Origin of the sequence: Janthinobacterium sp. SUN206, assembly GCF_030587305.1 — a bacterium.
GTDB classification, from domain to species: domain Bacteria; phylum Pseudomonadota; class Gammaproteobacteria; order Burkholderiales; family Burkholderiaceae_D; genus Janthinobacterium; species Janthinobacterium kumbetense.
The window spans coordinates 751,954-768,761 of sequence record NZ_JAPWIB010000003.1 but is presented as its reverse complement, the minus strand read 5'-3'; the positions used below and the strand labels follow the sequence as shown (position 1 = coordinate 768,761).

At 63.7% G+C, this 16,808-nt stretch carries 14 protein-coding genes; 12 read left to right on the top strand and 2 right to left on the bottom strand.

Features of this window, described 5'->3' with window-relative positions; translation table 11 throughout:
• Positions 1 to 429: 429 nt before the first annotated feature.
• From O3300_RS20430 to O3300_RS20420, 3 genes are all read left to right on the top strand, one after another.
• Positions 430 to 762 (top strand): hypothetical protein, encoded by a 333-nt coding sequence (locus tag O3300_RS20430; RefSeq protein ID WP_077399256.1) that lies wholly within the window; start codon positions 430 to 432, stop codon positions 760 to 762.
• 123 nt (positions 763 to 885) lie between these two features.
• Positions 886 to 3,240: an acyl-CoA dehydrogenase gene (locus O3300_RS20425; protein ID WP_305053944.1), complete on the top strand. Its 2,355-nt coding sequence runs from the start codon at positions 886 to 888 to the stop codon at positions 3,238 to 3,240.
• Between the two features lie 66 nt (positions 3,241 to 3,306).
• A complete protein-coding gene (locus O3300_RS20420) occupies positions 3,307 to 3,552 on the top strand; it encodes a DUF1059 domain-containing protein (protein ID WP_099665586.1) in 246 nt (81 codons plus the stop codon).
• Here the strand turns inward: O3300_RS20420 and O3300_RS20415 are convergent.
• On the bottom strand, positions 3,549 to 4,757 hold the full coding sequence (locus O3300_RS20415; protein WP_305053943.1) for a TCR/Tet family MFS transporter: 1,209 nt from the start codon (positions 4,755 to 4,757) through the stop codon (positions 3,549 to 3,551). The genes O3300_RS20420 and O3300_RS20415 overlap by 4 nt on opposite strands.
• Before the next feature lie 105 nt (positions 4,758 to 4,862).
• Between O3300_RS20415 and O3300_RS20410 the strand changes: the two genes are divergently transcribed.
• The 9 genes from O3300_RS20410 (at position 4,863) to gdhA (ending at position 15,990) form a co-directional block, all read left to right on the top strand.
• Positions 4,863 to 5,501 carry a TetR/AcrR family transcriptional regulator gene (locus O3300_RS20410; protein WP_305053942.1) on the top strand — a complete coding sequence of 213 codons (639 nt, stop codon included), beginning with the start codon at positions 4,863 to 4,865 and terminating at the stop codon, positions 5,499 to 5,501.
• A gap of 221 nt (positions 5,502 to 5,722) precedes the next feature.
• Complete coding sequence (locus tag O3300_RS20405) at positions 5,723 to 7,111, top strand: FAD-binding oxidoreductase (protein ID WP_251349260.1); 1,389 nt, start codon at positions 5,723 to 5,725, stop codon at positions 7,109 to 7,111.
• A 92-nt stretch (positions 7,112 to 7,203) separates the two neighbouring features.
• Positions 7,204 to 8,565 (top strand): tRNA 5-hydroxyuridine modification protein YegQ, encoded by a 1,362-nt coding sequence (gene yegQ / locus O3300_RS20400; protein WP_289919269.1) that lies wholly within the window; start codon positions 7,204 to 7,206, stop codon positions 8,563 to 8,565.
• A gap of 184 nt (positions 8,566 to 8,749) precedes the next feature.
• Complete coding sequence (locus tag O3300_RS20395; protein ID WP_305053941.1) at positions 8,750 to 9,997, top strand: DUF819 domain-containing protein; 1,248 nt, start codon at positions 8,750 to 8,752, stop codon at positions 9,995 to 9,997.
• 310 nt (positions 9,998 to 10,307) lie between these two features.
• A complete protein-coding gene (locus O3300_RS20390) occupies positions 10,308 to 11,051 on the top strand; it encodes a Stf0 family sulfotransferase (protein WP_180278631.1) in 744 nt (247 codons plus the stop codon).
• Positions 11,052 to 11,107: 56 nt separating this feature from the next.
• Positions 11,108 to 12,148, top strand: coding sequence for a polysaccharide pyruvyl transferase family protein (locus O3300_RS20385; RefSeq protein ID WP_289899411.1), 1,041 nt, complete (start codon positions 11,108 to 11,110; stop codon positions 12,146 to 12,148).
• A gap of 2 nt (positions 12,149 to 12,150) precedes the next feature.
• On the top strand, positions 12,151 to 13,452 hold the full coding sequence (locus tag O3300_RS20380) for a Rieske 2Fe-2S domain-containing protein (RefSeq protein ID WP_305053940.1): 1,302 nt from the start codon (positions 12,151 to 12,153) through the stop codon (positions 13,450 to 13,452).
• Positions 13,449 to 14,438 carry a glycosyltransferase gene (locus O3300_RS20375; RefSeq protein ID WP_305053939.1) on the top strand — a complete coding sequence of 330 codons (990 nt, stop codon included), beginning with the start codon at positions 13,449 to 13,451 and terminating at the stop codon, positions 14,436 to 14,438. Before O3300_RS20380 ends, O3300_RS20375 begins: the two co-directional genes overlap by 4 nt.
• 208 nt (positions 14,439 to 14,646) lie before the next feature.
• Positions 14,647 to 15,990: an NADP-specific glutamate dehydrogenase gene (gdhA, locus tag O3300_RS20370; RefSeq protein ID WP_305053938.1), complete on the top strand. Its 1,344-nt coding sequence runs from the start codon at positions 14,647 to 14,649 to the stop codon at positions 15,988 to 15,990.
• Positions 15,991 to 16,147: 157 nt separating this feature from the next.
• Here the strand turns inward: gdhA and O3300_RS20365 are convergent, their stop codons facing one another.
• On the bottom strand, positions 16,148 to 16,705 hold the full coding sequence (locus O3300_RS20365) for a flavin reductase family protein (RefSeq protein ID WP_305053937.1): 558 nt from the start codon (positions 16,703 to 16,705) through the stop codon (positions 16,148 to 16,150).
• Between the last annotated feature and the right edge of the window lie 103 nt (positions 16,706 to 16,808).

Here is a 16,808-nt window from a genome sequence, read left to right as displayed (position 1 = left end):
TGAAGACTCTGGCAATTGTATTTAGCGCGTGTATGCTCGTCGTTGCCTGCGGTGGCGGCGGTGGCGACTCGTCGCCGGCCCCTGCCGCCCAGGCAGATTTGACCGTCAAATAAGCGTGCCAGGCAGCACCAGGCCCTCAGTCGCGGTGCTGCCACTCCAATTTGAACAGCCACAGCAACCTTCGGGTTGGCTGTTTGTCCTTGCACAAACCTCCACCCCACCCGCCGCTATGTACGCAAACGTACGGACTGCGGCTGTCCAAAAGCACATGCTGCAGGCAGACCACATCCCTTCCCGCCGCCAGCGCCCTGCGCGACACGGCGCAACGGCTACCTGATCCGATTCTCTCCGCCATACCGCCATGCGAAACTCGCGCCCGACGCCGTCGAGCCGTTCCGTACATCACGGCACACTGCCAAAGGATGCATCATGAAAACTACCCTGATATTGCTCGCGCTCGCCTCTACCCTCGCCCTGACCGCTTGCCAGCGCGAAGCGCCACCCGCGCCTACCGTCGTACAAGTCGTTCCCGGCCCTGCCGGCGCGCCTGGTCCTGCCGGCGCTACCGGTGCCAAGGGCGCCGAAGCCCCTGCCGGCGCGACGGGTGCCACCGGCGCCACGGGCCAGACCGGCGACAGCGGCATGCAAGGCAACGATGGCGCCAAGGGCGACGCTGGTGTTGCTGGCGATGAAGGCGCCAAAGGCGACACGGGCGCCAAGGGCAAGACGGGCGACACGGTGATTGTCGTTCCGCAACGCTGATACGCCTCACGCCAGACACCACAACGCCAATCCCTGCGGTTGGCGTTGTGCGTATGCGCAGTACCGCACAGTAACATCGGCCGCATCGGCCTACTCTGTTGTCATGACACAGGGAGATATCGCATGCTGACGATCATACTGATGCTGGCCCTGCTGGGCCTGGCTTTACTGTTTGCGCCCGGCCCCGTGCGCCGCGCCTTGCTTGCGCCGCACCTGCTCGCGCTGTTCAAGCGCATCTTGCCGACCATGTCCGACACGGAACGCGACGCGCTCGAGGCGGGCACCACGTGGTGGGATGCGGACCTGTTTTCCGGCCGGCCCGACTGGCCCAAGCTGCTGGCGTATGGCCGCGCCATGCTCACTGCCGAGGAGCGCCACTTTCTTGAGCACGACGTCGAGCGGCTGTGCGAACTGGTCAACGATTGGGAAACGCAGCAGCAACTCGACTTGCCACCGCAAGCGTGGGACTACATGAAAAGCCAGGGTTTCCTCGGCATGATCATCCCGAAACAATACGGCGGCAAGCAATTCTCCGCCTACATGCATTCGCAAGTGGTGATGAAGCTGTCGAGCCGCTGCTCGGCCCTGGCCGTGACCGTGATGGTGCCCAATTCGCTGGGGCCGGCCGAACTGCTGTTGCACTACGGCACCGAAGAACAGAAGGATTACTACCTGCCGCGCCTGGCCGCCGGCACGGAGATTCCCTGCTTTGCCCTGACCAGCCCGTATGCGGGTTCCGACGCGGCCGCCATTCCCGACCTGGGCGTCGTGTGCATGGGCATGCATGAAGGGCGCGCCACTGTCGGTTTCCGCCTCAGCTGGAACAAGCGCTACATCACCCTGGCGCCCGTGGCGACCTTGCTGGGCCTGGCATTCCAGACCAGCGATCCAGAACACTTGCTCTCCGACAACGATGCGCCCGGCATCACTTGCGCCCTGATCCCCGCCAGCCACGACGGCGTGGTGATCGGCCGCCGCCACCATCCCTTGAACGCCGCGTTCCAGAACGGCCCCACGTCCGGTCAAGATGTCTTCATCCCCATCGACTGGGTCATCGGCGGCCAGGCGCAAGTGGGCAAGGGATGGCGCATGCTGATGGAGTGTCTCGCGGCAGGGCGCGCCATTTCGCTGCCCTCGTCCAGCGTCGGCATGGGCAAGATGGCCGTGCGCGGCACCGGCGCATATGCGGCCGTGCGGCGCCAGTTCAACATGCCAATCGGCAAGTTCGAAGGGGTGCAGGAAGCGCTGGCCCGCATGGGCGCCAACCTGTACCTGATGGATGCGGCCCGCACCCTGGCCGCGCACGCCGTCGACCTGGGCGAAAAGCCGGCCGTCATTTCCGCCATCGTCAAATACCACGTCACGGAGCGGGGCCGCGCGCTCGTCAACGACGGCATGGACATTCTCGGCGGCAAGGGCATCTGCGTGGGACCGAACAATTTCCTCGCCAGCGCCTACCAGCAAATCCCCATCGCCATCACCGTCGAAGGCGCCAACATCCTCACGCGCAGCCTGATCATCTTCGGCCAGGGCGCCATCCGCGCGCATCCGTATGTGCTCAGGGAAATGGCCGCCGTCAGCGAAAGCGACGGCCGCAAGGCCGTGCGCGATTTCGATGCAGCCTTCTTTGGCCACGTGGGCTTTGTCCTGGGCAACCTGGCCAGGGGATTGTGGTACGGCCTGGGCGGCGCGCGCCTGGCAGCCGTGCCCGACGCCGGCGCCGCGGAACTGGCGCCCTATTACCGCGCCCTGACGCGGCTGTCGACGGCGTTTGCCGTCATGACGGATATGTCGATGTTCGTGCTCGGTGGCGAACTCAAGCGCCGCGAGCGGCTGTCCGCCCGGCTCGGCGACGTGCTGGCGCAGCTGTACCTGGCGTCGTCCGTGCTGAAGCGCTACGAGGACGATGGTCGTTTCGCCGCCGACCTGCCGTATGTGCACTGGTCGCTGCAAGATGCGCTGGTCAAGGCCCAGCAAGGCTTGACGGGCGTGCTCGATAATTTCCCCGCACGCGGGCTGGCCGTGCTGCTGCGCACCATGCTGTTCCCGTTTGGCCTGCCAGACCATCCGCCATCCGACGAACTGGGCAGTGAAGTGGCGCTGGCCCTGCAAACGCCGGGCGCCGACCGCGAACGGCTGCTGGCCGACGGCCATGTCGCCAGCGACGCCGCAGATCCCGTCGCCTGCGCCGAGCGGGCGCTGGCCTTGCTGCCCGACGTGCTGCACATCGAAAAACGCCTGAAAGACACGCCCGCAGGCGCGGCTCTGCGGCACTTGCCGCAAAGCCTGTCCGCCATGCAACAGTGGCTGGCCGCAGCCAAGGCGGCAGGCGCCGTCAGCTGCCAGGAGCACAATACCTTGCTGGAATATGCGCGCCTGGCCGACGGTTTGATCCAGGTCGACGATTTTCCGGCCGAGGCGGCGCAGCCAGCACACTTGCCCGTGCACGAGGCCGATACCGGCAGCCGCGCCGCCTAGGCGAATTTGCGACCTATACTGAATGAAGCGGGCGCGGTGCCCGCTCTTTGCAGAAAGGAGTCGATCATGACGCGCAAATTCATCGATTGCCGGGAATTTCCAAGCGACACACATTGCTCGGTGGCCATCTCGGCCGACAGCGAGGAAGAGCTATTGGGCATTGCCGTGGAACATGCGGTCTCGGTACACCATCACCACGACACGCCGGAGCTGCGCCAGCAGCTGCGTCAACTGTTCAAGGACGGCATGCCGCCCGAACACCTGCCCATGACGGGACAGGCCGGCAGCAGCGGGGCCTCGCACGCGCACTAGCCTGCCAGGGCTTGCGCCGGTTTCTGCAAGCGCAAGCCCAGCACGAGCGGCACCAGCGCCGCATACACGACGATCACGAACAACCAGACGGCGCCGGGCCAGTACGCCCTGACGCCAAAGTAAATGCTGGAAAACACCAGCGGACACAGCACGGACGCCAGGCTCACGGCCGAAGCCAGGACGCCCTGGAACTGGCCTTGCCGGTCCTCGGCAACTTGCCGCGTCGCCAGCGACTGCAAGGCCGGCGCGCCGATGCCGCCCAGGGCGAACACGGGCATGATGGCGAAGATCATCCAGCTGCGCGTGGCAAACGCCATGACGAGCAGCGCCACGCAGGCGCAGGCCACGCCCGTCAGGATGGTGGCGCGTTCGCCCAGCAGTTTCACGGCCGGACCGGGCAAGAAGGCCTGGGCCAGCGCCTGGCACACGCCAAAGGCGCCCAGCGACAGGCCGATCCACAGCCCGTTCCACGCGAACGCATCGTGTCCCCACAAGGCCCAGCACACGCCATACACTTCCCCGGCCGCGCTGAAGGTAAAGAAGATGACGGTGATCGGCAGCAAGCTTTTCTCCGAGAAAACCCAGCGCAAGGGGCGCAAGGGATGCAATGCCGCAAGGTCGATTTTTCCGCGTGTCGGCGTTCGTGATTCGGGCAAGCTCAACCACGCCAGCAACAGATTGCCCGCATTCAAGACGGCTGCCGCCATGAACGGCAGGCGCAGCCCGTAATCGCCCAGCGCGCCGCCCAGCACGGGGCCGATGATGAAGCCTGCACCGAACATGGCGTTGAGCAAGCCGAAGCGGCGCGCCCGCTGGTTCTCGGCCGAAATATCGGTGAGGTAGGCGGTGGCCACGGAAACGTTAGCGCTGGTCAACCCCGCGATGGCGCGCCCCAGCAGCAGCATCCACAGGCTGGGCGCGAAGGCGAGGAACAGGTAATTGATGGCCGCGCCCGCCAACGACAGCAGCAGCACGGGACGCCGGCCCAGGCGGTCGCTCAACGCGCCCAATACCGGCGCAAAGATGAACTGCATCAGCGCGTACAGGGCCGTCATGATGCCGATATACGGCGCCACGTTATCGGCATGCGTGACGTCCCGCAGCAGCGTCGGCAAGATGGGGAAGACCAGGCCGATGCCGACGGCGTCCAGCACGACAGTGGCGAAAATGACGGGCAGCGCCGCCACGGGAAGGGATTTCTTCATATACTCAATCTAAATATGTACTCAGTACATAAATAGTATTCCCCATCTTGCCGCACCATCAAGTGTTATCTGTACTTAGTACACTTCGTGTATGATCGGGGCAACATGACGATTCCTGCCGACCTCCGCTCCCGCAAGCGCCTTGCCACCCGGCAAGCCATCTCGAATGCCGCCACGCGATTGTTCTTCGTGCACGGCTTCGAGCAAGTGACGGTGGACGAAATCGCGGCCGCGGCCAGCGTGGGACGCATGACGGTGTTCAACCATTTTCCCCGCAAGGAAGACATGTTCTTCGACCGCGAGGAAGAGGGACGCGAACTGCTGCGCGACGCCCTGCGCCAGCGCGATCCCGCCATCGCTCCCATCGAAACCCTGCGCCTGCTGGCGCACCGCCTGGCGGCCGAGGACAGTCCCTACCTCACGTTTTCCGCCGCCGGCCAGGGCTTCATTGCCACCATCGAGGCCAGCGCTACCTTGAAAGCGCGGGCGCGGGCGATCCGCGACGAGCTGGCGCACGTGGTGGCGCAAGCGCTGGCCGACGCCACGGGGCGCGATGCGAACGATCCCCTCGCCCACCTGGCGGCCAGCCTGCTGCTGGCCACCTGGAGCACCGCCCTTGTCGAGGCGCATCGTGCCTTCGCGCAACATGGCGATGCGCAACTGGCCAAGGCCGGCTTCCTGTCCCTGGTAGACCGGGGACACACGGGCTTGAACGCCGCCATGGCGGGCACGCCCTACGCCTGAAGCGGCAGCCCCGTCGTTCAGGCAGCCCAGCGTCTGTCGCAGCGCAAGCCTTCGCACTTCCCTGTTTCATTTGCCGGCACCTGGGCTTGCGTACCGTCTGGCGCCTTCCTATCATGAAACCACGCGCTGGCAAACGATGCATGCAGGCCGGCACGCGGGGACAGTCCTCCTGCTTCCCGTCACCATACCCATAACCGCATGCAGCCGCTGGGAGGTACACGATGAATACCTTGACGAACGGCCAGCTCAATGAGTTGCAAGCCTCATTGAGAGGGCAACTGTTACAAACGAACGACGCCGGCTACGACAGCGCGCGCGCCGTCTGGAATGCGATGATCGACCGGCATCCGGCCCTCATCGCGCGCTGCGCGGGCACGGCCGACGTGCGCACGGCGCTGGCGTATGCACGCGACCACGGCCTGCCCCTGGCCGTGCGGGGCGGCGGCCACAATATCGCCGGCAGCGCCCTGTGCAACGATGGCCTGGTGATCGACCTGTCCGGCATGCGCTCGGTGCATATCGATCCGCAACAACGCCGCGCCCACGTCGAAGGCGGGGCCACCTTGCACGACTTCGACCACGAGGCGCAAGCGTTCGGCCTGGCCACGCCGCTGGGCATCAATTCCACCACGGGCGTGGCAGGATTGGCCCTGGGCGGCGGCTTTGGCTGGCTCAGCCGCACGCTGGGCCTGGCGGCCGACAACCTGCTGGCGGCCGACGTCGTCACGGCCGACGGACAATTCCTGCATGCGAGCGCGACGGAGCATCCCGACCTGTTCTGGGCCTTGCGCGGCGGCGGCGGCAACTTCGGCGTGGTCACGCGCTTCGAATTCCAGCTGCATCCGGTGGGGCCGCAAGTCACGGCCGGCCTCATCGTGTTTCCTTACGCGCAAGCCAAGGCGGTGCTGACGAAATACCGCGATTTCGTCGACGGCATGCCCGATGCATTGACCGTCTGGGCCGTCTTGCGCAAGGCGCCGCCGCTGCCCTTCCTGCCACCGGAAGTGCACGGCCAGGACGTGCTGGTCCTGCCCGTCTTTTCACCCGTGCAATCTGCCGCCATGCAGGAAGCGATCGAGCGCATCGGCAGCTTCGGCCAGCCGCTGGGGATGCACCTGGGCAGCATGCCGTACACGGCCTGGCAACAGGCGTTCGATGCCCTGCTCACGCCGGGCGCGCGCAATTACTGGAAGTCGCACAACTTCACGCAGCTCAGCGACGCGGCCATCGATACCGTCATCCGCCATGCCGGCAAGCTGCCGACGCCGCAATGCGAAATCTTCCTCGGCCTGCTGGGCGCGCAGGCGAGCCGGCCGGCGCCCCAGGATACGGCCTATCCGCACCGCGACGCCCTGTATGTGATGAACGTGCACACGCGCTGGGACGAGCCGGCCGATGACGCGCGCTGCATCGCCTGGGCACGCGAGTTTTTCAACGACGCGGCGCCGTATGCGACAGGCAGCGTGTACGTCAATTTCCTGACCGAGGATGAAAGCGGGCGCACGGCCGACGCGTATGGCGTGAACTATCCGCGCCTGGCGCGCATCAAGAAGCAATACGATCCCGCCAACCTGTTCCGCGCCAACCAGAACATCTGTCCGGCCGCCTAGGCTGCCACGGCGCAGCGCCTTGCAATCCCTTGATCCAGGGCAATGCAATGCGCTCGCCGCCCGCTTACAATCGCCGGCTTTGCCCCTCCTCCATGCGCCACGCTCCCGAACTTCTCCTGCCTGCCGGTTCCCTGGCCAAGATGCATGCCGCCTTCGACTATGGCGCCGACGCCGTCTACGCGGGCCAGCCCCGCTACAGTTTGCGCGTGCGCAATAACGATTTTTCGACCTTGCAAGCCTTGCAGGAGGGAATTGATGGCGCCCACGCGCGCGGCAAGCAATTCTTTGTCGCCAGCAATATCTTCGCCCACAACGCCAAGCTGAAAACGTATTTGCGCGACATGGAGCCGGTGATCGCCATGCGCCCGGACGCCCTGATCATGGCCGATCCGGGCCTGATCATGATGGTGCGCGACAAGTGGCCGGAGATTCCCGTGCACCTGTCCGTGCAGGCGAACGCCGTCAACTGGGCCGACGTGAAATTCTGGCACCGCATGGGCTTGACGCGCGTGATCCTGTCGCGCGAACTGTCGCTCGACGAGATCGAGGAAATCCGCCAGCGCTGCCCGGAGATGGAACTGGAAGTGTTCGTCCACGGCGCCCTGTGCATCGCCTATTCGGGCCGCTGCCTGCTGTCCGGCTACTTCAATCACCGCGACCCGAACCAGGGCACGTGCACGAATTCCTGCCGCTGGGATTACAAGGTGAAAAATGCCACCGAAGACGCCAGCGGCGACCTGGGCGGCATGCAAGTGGTGCCGCTGGAATTCCACCAGGCGCTGGCCGAGGCCGACAACAACGCGTTTTCCGCCCTGCACCAGCAGCCGCGCCACCCGCTGGCCGACCAGCCCTATCTGATTGAAGAAGCCCAGCGCCCGGGCCAGCTGATGCCGATCCTCGAAGACGAGCACGGCACCTACATCATGAACTCGAAGGACTTGCGCGCCGTGGAACACATCGAGCGCCTGGTGAAAATCGGCGTCGATTCGCTGAAGGTCGAGGGCCGCACCAAGTCGCTGTACTACGCGGCGCGCACGGCGCAGGTCTACCGCCAGGCCATCGATGACGCCGTCGCGGGCCGGCCTTTCGACATCGGCCTGCTGGGCCAGCTGCAAGGCTTGGCCAACCGCGGCTATACAGACGGTTTCTACCAGCGCCACCACACGCAGGCGCACCAGAACTACATGCGCGGCGCATCCGAGGCGGACCGCAGCCAGTACGTGGGCGACGTGCTGGGCGTGACGGACGGCTGGGCCAGGGTGGACGTGAAAAACCGCTTCGCCGTGGGCGACCGCATCGAAGCCGTGCATCCGGGCGGCAACCGCGACTTCACCATTACCCGCATGCTGGCCGACGATGGCAGCGAGATCCAGGTGGCGCCGGGCAGCGGCCACTTCGTGCGCATCGAACTCGACGGGTCCCTCGACAAGGCCTTGCTGGCGCGCTATTTGTAACCGCCAGTCTGGAGCGCGGGGTGGCGAACCAGTATGTAAGTGTTTGATTTGACAAGAAAAATTCCCGCTAACACGGCCTAAATAATTTGTTTAGGCTTCAACATTGCTATACGATACGGCCACCCTGCGCCCGGGGGCCTGATCGGCATCCCGCGCGTCCCTGACACGTTCACCGGAATCCCCGATGCCACCTGCCACCTCTGCCCTGATCACCAATGACGCCGTCGTCCTCGGCCTGCTCGCCATGACCCTGGGGGCCGTCTTCTGGACCGCCTCCCGCCAAAATGGCTTCTGGAAAAAGTTTTACACGTATATCCCGTCCCTGCTGATGTGCTACCTGATCCCGGCGTTGCTCAACACCTTCGGCATCATCGACGGCAACGCTTCCGGCCTGTACGCCGTGGCGCGCGACTACCTGCTGCCCAGCGCGCTCGTGCTGCTGTGCGTGGCCATCGATTTCGGCGGCATCATCCGCCTCGGCCCCAAGGCCATCATCATGTTTCTCACCGGCACACTCGGCGTGATGCTGGGCGCCCTCGTCTCGTTCGAAGCCTTGCGCCTGATCCACCCGGAAACGGTGGCGGGCGACACGTGGCGCGGCATGACGACTGTCGCCGGCTCGTGGATAGGCGGCGGCGCCAACCAGGCGGCCATGAAGGAAGTGTTTGAAGTGGACGCCACCCTGTTCGGCCAGTTCGTCGCCGTCGACGTGCTGGTGGCCAACGTCTGGACGGCCGTGCTGCTGTTCCTGGCTGGCCGCGCGGGCGCCTTCGACCGCTGGACGGGCGCCGATTTGACGGCCATCAATGCGCTCAAGGACAGCATCGAAAGCTACCGCGCCCAGCACGCGCGCGTCGCCACCCTGACGGACATCATGATCATCCTCGGCGTGGGCCTGGGCGTGACGGGACTGTCGCACTTCCTGGCCGGCCCCATCATCAGCTGGATCGCCACCCTGCCCGCTGCATGGCGCCTGCAGGATTACAGCCTGACGTCGAACTTCTTCTGGATCGTCGTGCTCGCCACCACCTTCGGCTTGCTGCTCAGCTTTACCCGGGCACGCAGCCTGGAAGGCGCAGGGGCATCGACCATCGGCTCGGCCATGCTGTACGTGCTGGTGGCCACCATCGGCATGCACATGGACCTCGGCGCCCTGCTCGACAAGCCGTTCTTGTTCCTGCTGGGCCTGATCTGGATCGCCGTGCATGGCGGCTTGATGCTGCTCGTCGCCAAGCTGATCCGCGCGCCCCTGTTCTTCATGGCCGTGGGATCGCAGGCGAACATCGGCGGCGCCGCGTCGGCCCCCGTCATCGCCAGCGCCTTCCACCCGGCCCTGGCCCCTGTCGGCGTGCTGCTGGCCGTGCTCGGCTATGCGCTGGGCACCTACGGCGCCTACATCACGGGCTTGATCTTGCGCAGCATGGCGGGGTGACGCTCTTGGCAGCGCGGTAACGACAACGCCAGCCTTCGGGCTGGCGTTGTCGTTGGTTCTCGAATCAGCTTGCTACCGGCCATCAATAGTTGCTAGGGAGAGACATAAAACATAAATAAATAATAACTTTGTGCTATATATGGCATGAATTGAGATAATATTTTAAAGCAACATATTTTCAAGAAAGTAAATTCTTTAGTTGCTTTAAAAGCATCATCGCACGCAACAGGGCATAGCCAGCCTCCCCCCACTCATGAATGAACGTTTCCCCACTCCGTTGACTAATATCAAGTCAGTATGGACCGGCAGCATGCGTCCAACGCCCGCAGAAATGCGTGAGTTTCCTTACGATACGTCGTCGTCGCCACTCCCCCATAAAAAGCTATTGGTATGCGCAGCGCCACGCGCATCGAGCAAACGACTGGCCCGCCTGTTACTCGGCGCAGGGATCGGCGTGCCGCTGGAGTATTTCAACGACAATAGCGTGCAGGCGCTGACGGAGCGCTGGCAAATCAAGAAACAGGATTACCTCGCGCATATTTTTGCCAGGCGTTCTGCGAATGGCCTGTTCGCATCGAATATCCAGTTTCCCCAGATACAAAAGTGGCCGTATCCACACGACTTTACCGCCTTGTTCGAAGGAGCGACGGTCATTCATTTGATCCGCGACAACAAGCTCGCCCAGGCGGCATCCCTGGCGACCTGCATGATCACGGGGCGCTGGGGTTTCGAAGTCGCCCCGGTAACAAAAAATTACTCGACCTGGCGCCTCAAACTGGCGGCGCGCAAGGCCATGCAGCTGATTGCCGTGGATGAACAACTCTGGCAGGACTGGTTCAAGCAACGGGGTATCGAACCGCTCGTCATCAGTACCGAACGTGTCAACCGGCACGATCTGACGCTGATCGATGACATCGCCGCCTTGCTCGGCGTCAATGCCGATGCGGCAAGCGCCCAACGCATGCTGGACGTGGACCAGGGCGCCTACCCAGGGGACCAGGAACTGAAATCGCGCATGCGCACGCTCGTCGAAGAACTTGCGGCACGCGGCTAGTCAACGCCCGGGCTTCCCCGTTTTCATTGAACACACACAACAAGACAGGACGAACATTGAATATCTTTATGGTGCGCCCCACCACTCGCAATATCGGCAACGATCTCATCGGCTACGCTACGGCAGAGCTCCTCTATGAGGTGTTCGGAGCGGCCACCAATGTCGTCAGCATTCCTGCCTTGAAGGGACCGCAATTTGGCGGCCTGGTGCCACGCCAGATTTACGATATGAACCGCCTCGCCGACGCTGTCATCGTGGGCGGCGGGAATCTGTTCGAAAACGGCCAGCTGTCCTATGATGCCCAGGCCGTCAATGCCTTGCGCCGGCCGATGATGCTGATGGGCCTATCCCACGGCCGCATCACGGGCCGCGACGGGCAAATGGAAGACCGCACCGATGCGCTCAGCCCGACTGCGATACGGCACCTGGTCGAGCATGCCAAGGTGGCCATGGTGCGCGACACGGGTTCGCAGGAAATCCTCGCCGACCTTGGCGCCAAGGTGACGGTCGGTGGCTGCCCCACGCTGTACCTGCCGCCGAATGCCGAGGGCGATGCCGCCAAGGGCGGCGTGATCATTTCCATCCGTCACCCCATGCGCATGAGCGTTCCGGCCACCTTGCAGTGGCGCATCGCCGAAGACTTGCGCCGCCTGATTGCCGCCCTGCGTGCCGAATATGCGCAACCCGTCTACCTGGCTTGCCACGACTACATCGATCTCGAATTTGCCGCCGGCTTCCCGGAAGCGGCCCCCCTGTACTTTGACGAAGTCAGCCGCTACATCGAAGCGCTGCGCACCTGCAAGCTGCACGTCAGCTACCGCCTGCATGGTTTCCTGCCCTGCCTGGCCATGGGCTCGCACAGCATCAACCTGTCGTATGACGAACGGGGCCGCTCGATGCTGTCGACCATCGGCATGGCGTCGTGGGATGTTGATCTGATGCAAAGTGGCGACTGCGTGAGCGCCATCATGGACCGCGCTCGCTCGGTCGCGCAGTATCGCCGCGCGCGCCAGGACGCCCTGCCGCTGATACAGGAGTTGCGCCAGATCACGGTGCGCGGCTTGCAAACCTTGCGCACCCTGGCATCGGAGCAATGAAGATGAGCGCTCCATCCTCGACACAGGGCGTGTGGCTCAAGTGCCACGTCCGTGAACTCGCCCCGTGGGCAACGATGACCGAGCGCGTGCTCAGCGAAATTATTTCCACGGTCGAACAAATGAAGGGCGCCGCGGCAGCCCAGGTGCTGCGCCAGCATGGCATCGAGCGGCTGCACGAAGTGATCGACACCGACGATGTGACGTCCTTGCGCAACCAGGTGCTGGAACGCTTGCGCCAGCCCTTGCTGGCCATGGCGACGGCCGTCGGCCGCCAGGTCCTGGGCTGGGACGGCGATTTCTATGTGGATGACTATTTGATCCTGCGCATCAACTTCCCCTACGAAGTGGCGCGCAAGACCAATCCGGCGAGCGAAAATCCCGGCATTGGCCGCCTCAGCGCGACCGTGCGCGAGCAATTTCAGGCCCGTAAGGTCATCGACCCCGTGTACGCGCCGAAAGACTATCACCGGGGCCACCCGCCCGCCGCCTGGGCACATGGTCCGCACATCGATAGCTGGGCCGGCCATTCGCGGGACGGACGCAATATCTGGTGGGCCATTGGCGAGGTGCCGGCGGAAGCGGGCATGGTGCTGTATCCGGAACTGGCCAACGCCTCGCTGCCCTGCGAGCGCCGCACGCTGTACCTGCAAGCGGGCTACCGCCTGCCGGTGCCGACCTATCTGCCGCTGGCGGCAGGCGAGATGCTGGTCTTCGATCCAGAAGTGCTGCACGGCACGCACCTCAATACGACGGACGCGACGCGCGTGGCCATCTCCATGCGCCTGAATGCTTCCCGCCCGACCTTCGATCCCGCCTGTTTTTACTCGCGCGAATTCTGGCGCCGGGCCGCCGATATCGAGCAGGGCCACGATGAAGTGCTGCACCTGCGACGCGAAGACAATTTCGGCGCGCCCGTCGTCGCCGCTCCCGTGCAGACGCCGGCAGCCGTTCCCGTCATTGTCGGCCAGCTCGACCAGGCGAACGGCGTCATACATGGCCAGCTTCCTGCTGACGGGCCCGACACGCAGCGCATCATCGTCGATGCCGCGCCGTATCGCATCATGCTGGTGCGCACCAGCGACGGCACCCGCGCCTACGATGCGGCCTGCCCGCATTACGGCGTGGACCTGGCCGATGGCGGCTGCGACAGCGACAAAGTGTATTGCCCGGCCTGTGCCATCTCGTTCGACTTGCAAACAGGAAAATCGTCCTGCCCGTCATTGACACTGCAACCGTATGACATCCGGCAAGACGGCGCAGCCATCCGCATCCGTGTTGCGCCGCCAGAAGCCGTGGCGCCATGAGCGTCGCCCCCGTCAGCGTCATCATTTGCACCAGAAACGGCTGGTCCAGGGGGTTTCTCGAGGACACCTTGCAATCGCTGCTGGCCCAGTCCCGGCCCGCGCAGGAAATCTTGCTGATCGACGATGCCAGCAGCGACGGCACTGCCGCTTGCGTCCACGCTGCCTACCCGCACGTGACCATCGTGCACAATGCGGGCACCGGCCTGGCGGCCGCCAGGAACACGGGAGTGGCCGCCGCCCGTTGTCCATGGGTGGCCTTCATCGACGACGATGACATCTGGCTGCCTGAAAAACTGGCCGAACAACTGGCACAGGCAGAAGCATCCGACACGCCAGATGCAATTGTGTATGCATCGCAAGTTGCCACGCTTAACAGCCATGGCGGCAATCCCGTGGCCTGGGCAACGCCACGGCAATTTGCCGCCTGGCCCGCCTGCCTGCTGGGTTCTCCCATCCAGCCATCCGGCGTGCTGCTCAGCAAACGACTGCTCTCCCGTATCGGGCCATTCAGCGAACAGCTGAAGGAAGGCGCCGCTTACGATTACTGGATACGCTGCCTGAGTGCCGGCATGTCCATACACTACAGTAGCAACGTCCTGCTGCACTATCGGCAACATCATCCGCAAATGACCGCAATGTCGCGCAAGCTCGAGCATTTCCTGCATATCGACGCCATGCTCACGCCGCACCTTGCGCGACTGGCGCCAGCACTGGCCAACAGGATCCGCTCAGCGCGCAAGCTGAACAATCTGCGTTCCCTGCTGAACCATACCGGTATACCGGCAGCAACACGTTACTGGCGCGCCAGCGCCCCTTGCCCGGTGCCCGGCCTGCGCACTCTTTCCTATTTCTTGCTGGATACTGTTGCATGCCGGGCTCCGCACCGGATTCGCCACACGCTGCGGCAGCGCGCCATGCAGCTGCTCATCGGCAAGGAAACGCCTTTGCCCGGGCTGCGCCCGAAACGATCCGGACATCTGACGTAAAGGTCCGCAACGCCAGCACTCACGCTGGCGTTTTTTGTTTTTCGGTCACTTTTTCCACCAGACCACTCTCTGCTTGGCCTCGCCGCTTGATGGGAAAGCGCGCCCCACAATGTAGCAGAAACCCCTCAAAACCAAATTTCCGCACCATTTTCGTGCGAAATCTGCGATGATAGTTGCCCAAATAACCGATTACCTCCATGGAATTCTGATGAAATACGCATCTGCTCACGAGTATGTCCAGCATGTCGCCGCACGCAATCCAGGTCAACCCGAGTTTCTGCAAGCCGTCACCGAAGTCATGGAGAGCTTGTGGCCATTCCTGGAACTGCACCCGAAATACGCGGAACAAGGCTTGCTGGAACGCTTGATCGAGCCGGAACGCGTGGTGATGTTCCGCGTGTCGTGGGTCGATGACCATGGGCAAGTACAAGTCAATCGCGGCTACCGCATCCAGCACAGCATGGCCATCGGGCCGTACAAGGGCGGCATCCGCTTCCACCCGTCCGTGACCCTGTCCGTGCTGAAATTCCTTGCATTCGAGCAAACGTTCAAGAATGCACTGACCACGTTACCGATGGGCGGCGGCAAGGGCGGCGCCGATTTCGATCCGAAGGGCAAGAGCCCGGGTGAAGTGATGCGTTTCTGCCAAGCCTTCGTGAGCGAACTGTTCCGCCATGTGGGTTCGGACACGGACGTGCCGGCCGGCGACATCGGCGTGGGCGGGCGCGAAGTGGGCTATATGGCCGGCATGATGAAAAAACTCAGCAACCGCGCCGACTGCGTGTTCACGGGCAAGGGCGCCAGCTTCGGCGGCTCGCTGATGCGTCCGGAAGCGACAGGCTACGGCACCGTGTATTTCGCCGAAGAAATGTTGAAACCGCGGGGCCGCTCGTTCGAAGGCATGCGCGTGTCCGTGTCCGGCTCGGGCAACGTGGCGCAATACGCGGTGGAAAAAGCCATGGCCATGGGCGCGAAAGTCATCACCGTCTCCGATTCGAGCGGCACCGTCATCGACGAGGAAGGTTTCACGCCGGAAAAGCTGGCCATCCTGATGGAAATCAAGAATCATCTGTATGGCCGGGTCAGCGATTACGCCGCGCGCACGGGCGTGCGCTTCGAGGCGGGCGTGTCGCCATGGCATGTGCCGGTCGATATCGCCCTGCCCTGCGCCACGCAAAACGAACTGGACATCGACGCTGCGCGCACCCTGATCGCCAATGGCGTGCAGTGCGTGGCCGAGGGCGCCAACATGCCTACCACCATCGAGGCAGCCAAGGCCTTCGAAGCGGCCGGCGTGCTGTACGCGCCGGGCAAGGCCAGCAATGCGGGCGGCGTGGCGACTTCCGGCCTGGAAATGAGCCAGAACGCGGCCCGCATATCATGGCCGCGCGAAGAAGTCGATGCACGTTTGCTGCAGATCATGCAAGGCATCCACGCCGCATGCAAGCAATACGGCACGCGCGCGGACGGTTCCGTCAGCTATGTGGATGGCGCCAATATCGCCGGCTTCGTGAAAGTGGCCGATGCCATGCTGGCGCAGGGTGTCATTTAACCCCAGGACAGATACGGGGAGCATCTTGAGAATTAACGACACCTGACAAAACCGTAGCGAGCGGAAGAGAGAGGTGGCCGAGAAGCGCAACCGTACTCGGGTACGGTGAGCATCGCAGGCCGCCTATATCGACGCGCAGTAGGTTTGGTCAGGTGTCCTACGACATTTCAGGTTTCATCAGGCTCTTGCGGCTGATGGTGCGGCCCGATACCATGAACTCGCCGTTGCCACGGTAGTGCAGGGTTTCGGGCAGCTTGGGCGAGGTGGCCACGTGGGCTTTCACGCACTCGAAAATGAAGAAGCCGCCCTTCGGGTTGCCCGCCACCTGGGCCAGCTTGCATTCGAAGTTGGCGTAGCATTCGGCGATCAGGGGCGCGCCCACCTGCTCGGCCGGCTGGGGCGTCAGGCCGAAGGCCGTGAACTTGTCCGTGTCTGCGCCGCTGCAATTGCCGATGGCGACCACCTGGTCGACCATGTCGGCCGTGGGCAGGTTGATCACGCACTCCATGCTGCGCTTGATCATTTCATAGCTGTGGTTCGCGTCGGAAATGAAGCAGCCCAGCAAGGATGGCGAAAATTCCATCAGCATGTGCCAGGCCATGGTCATGACATCGCTTTCGCCCTGCCACGTTGAACTGACCAGCACCACCGGTCCCGGTTCGAGGAAGCGCCGGATGTCGGCGACGGGATAATCTTCTTTGTGGTAATTTTTCATGCAGTCTCCAGGACGCGGTACGCCACAGCATAGCCCAACGGCGCCTTGCCGGGCGCGCGGCTGGCCGCTGGCGGCGCTCATCCGCGCCGCGATTTGTGCAGTT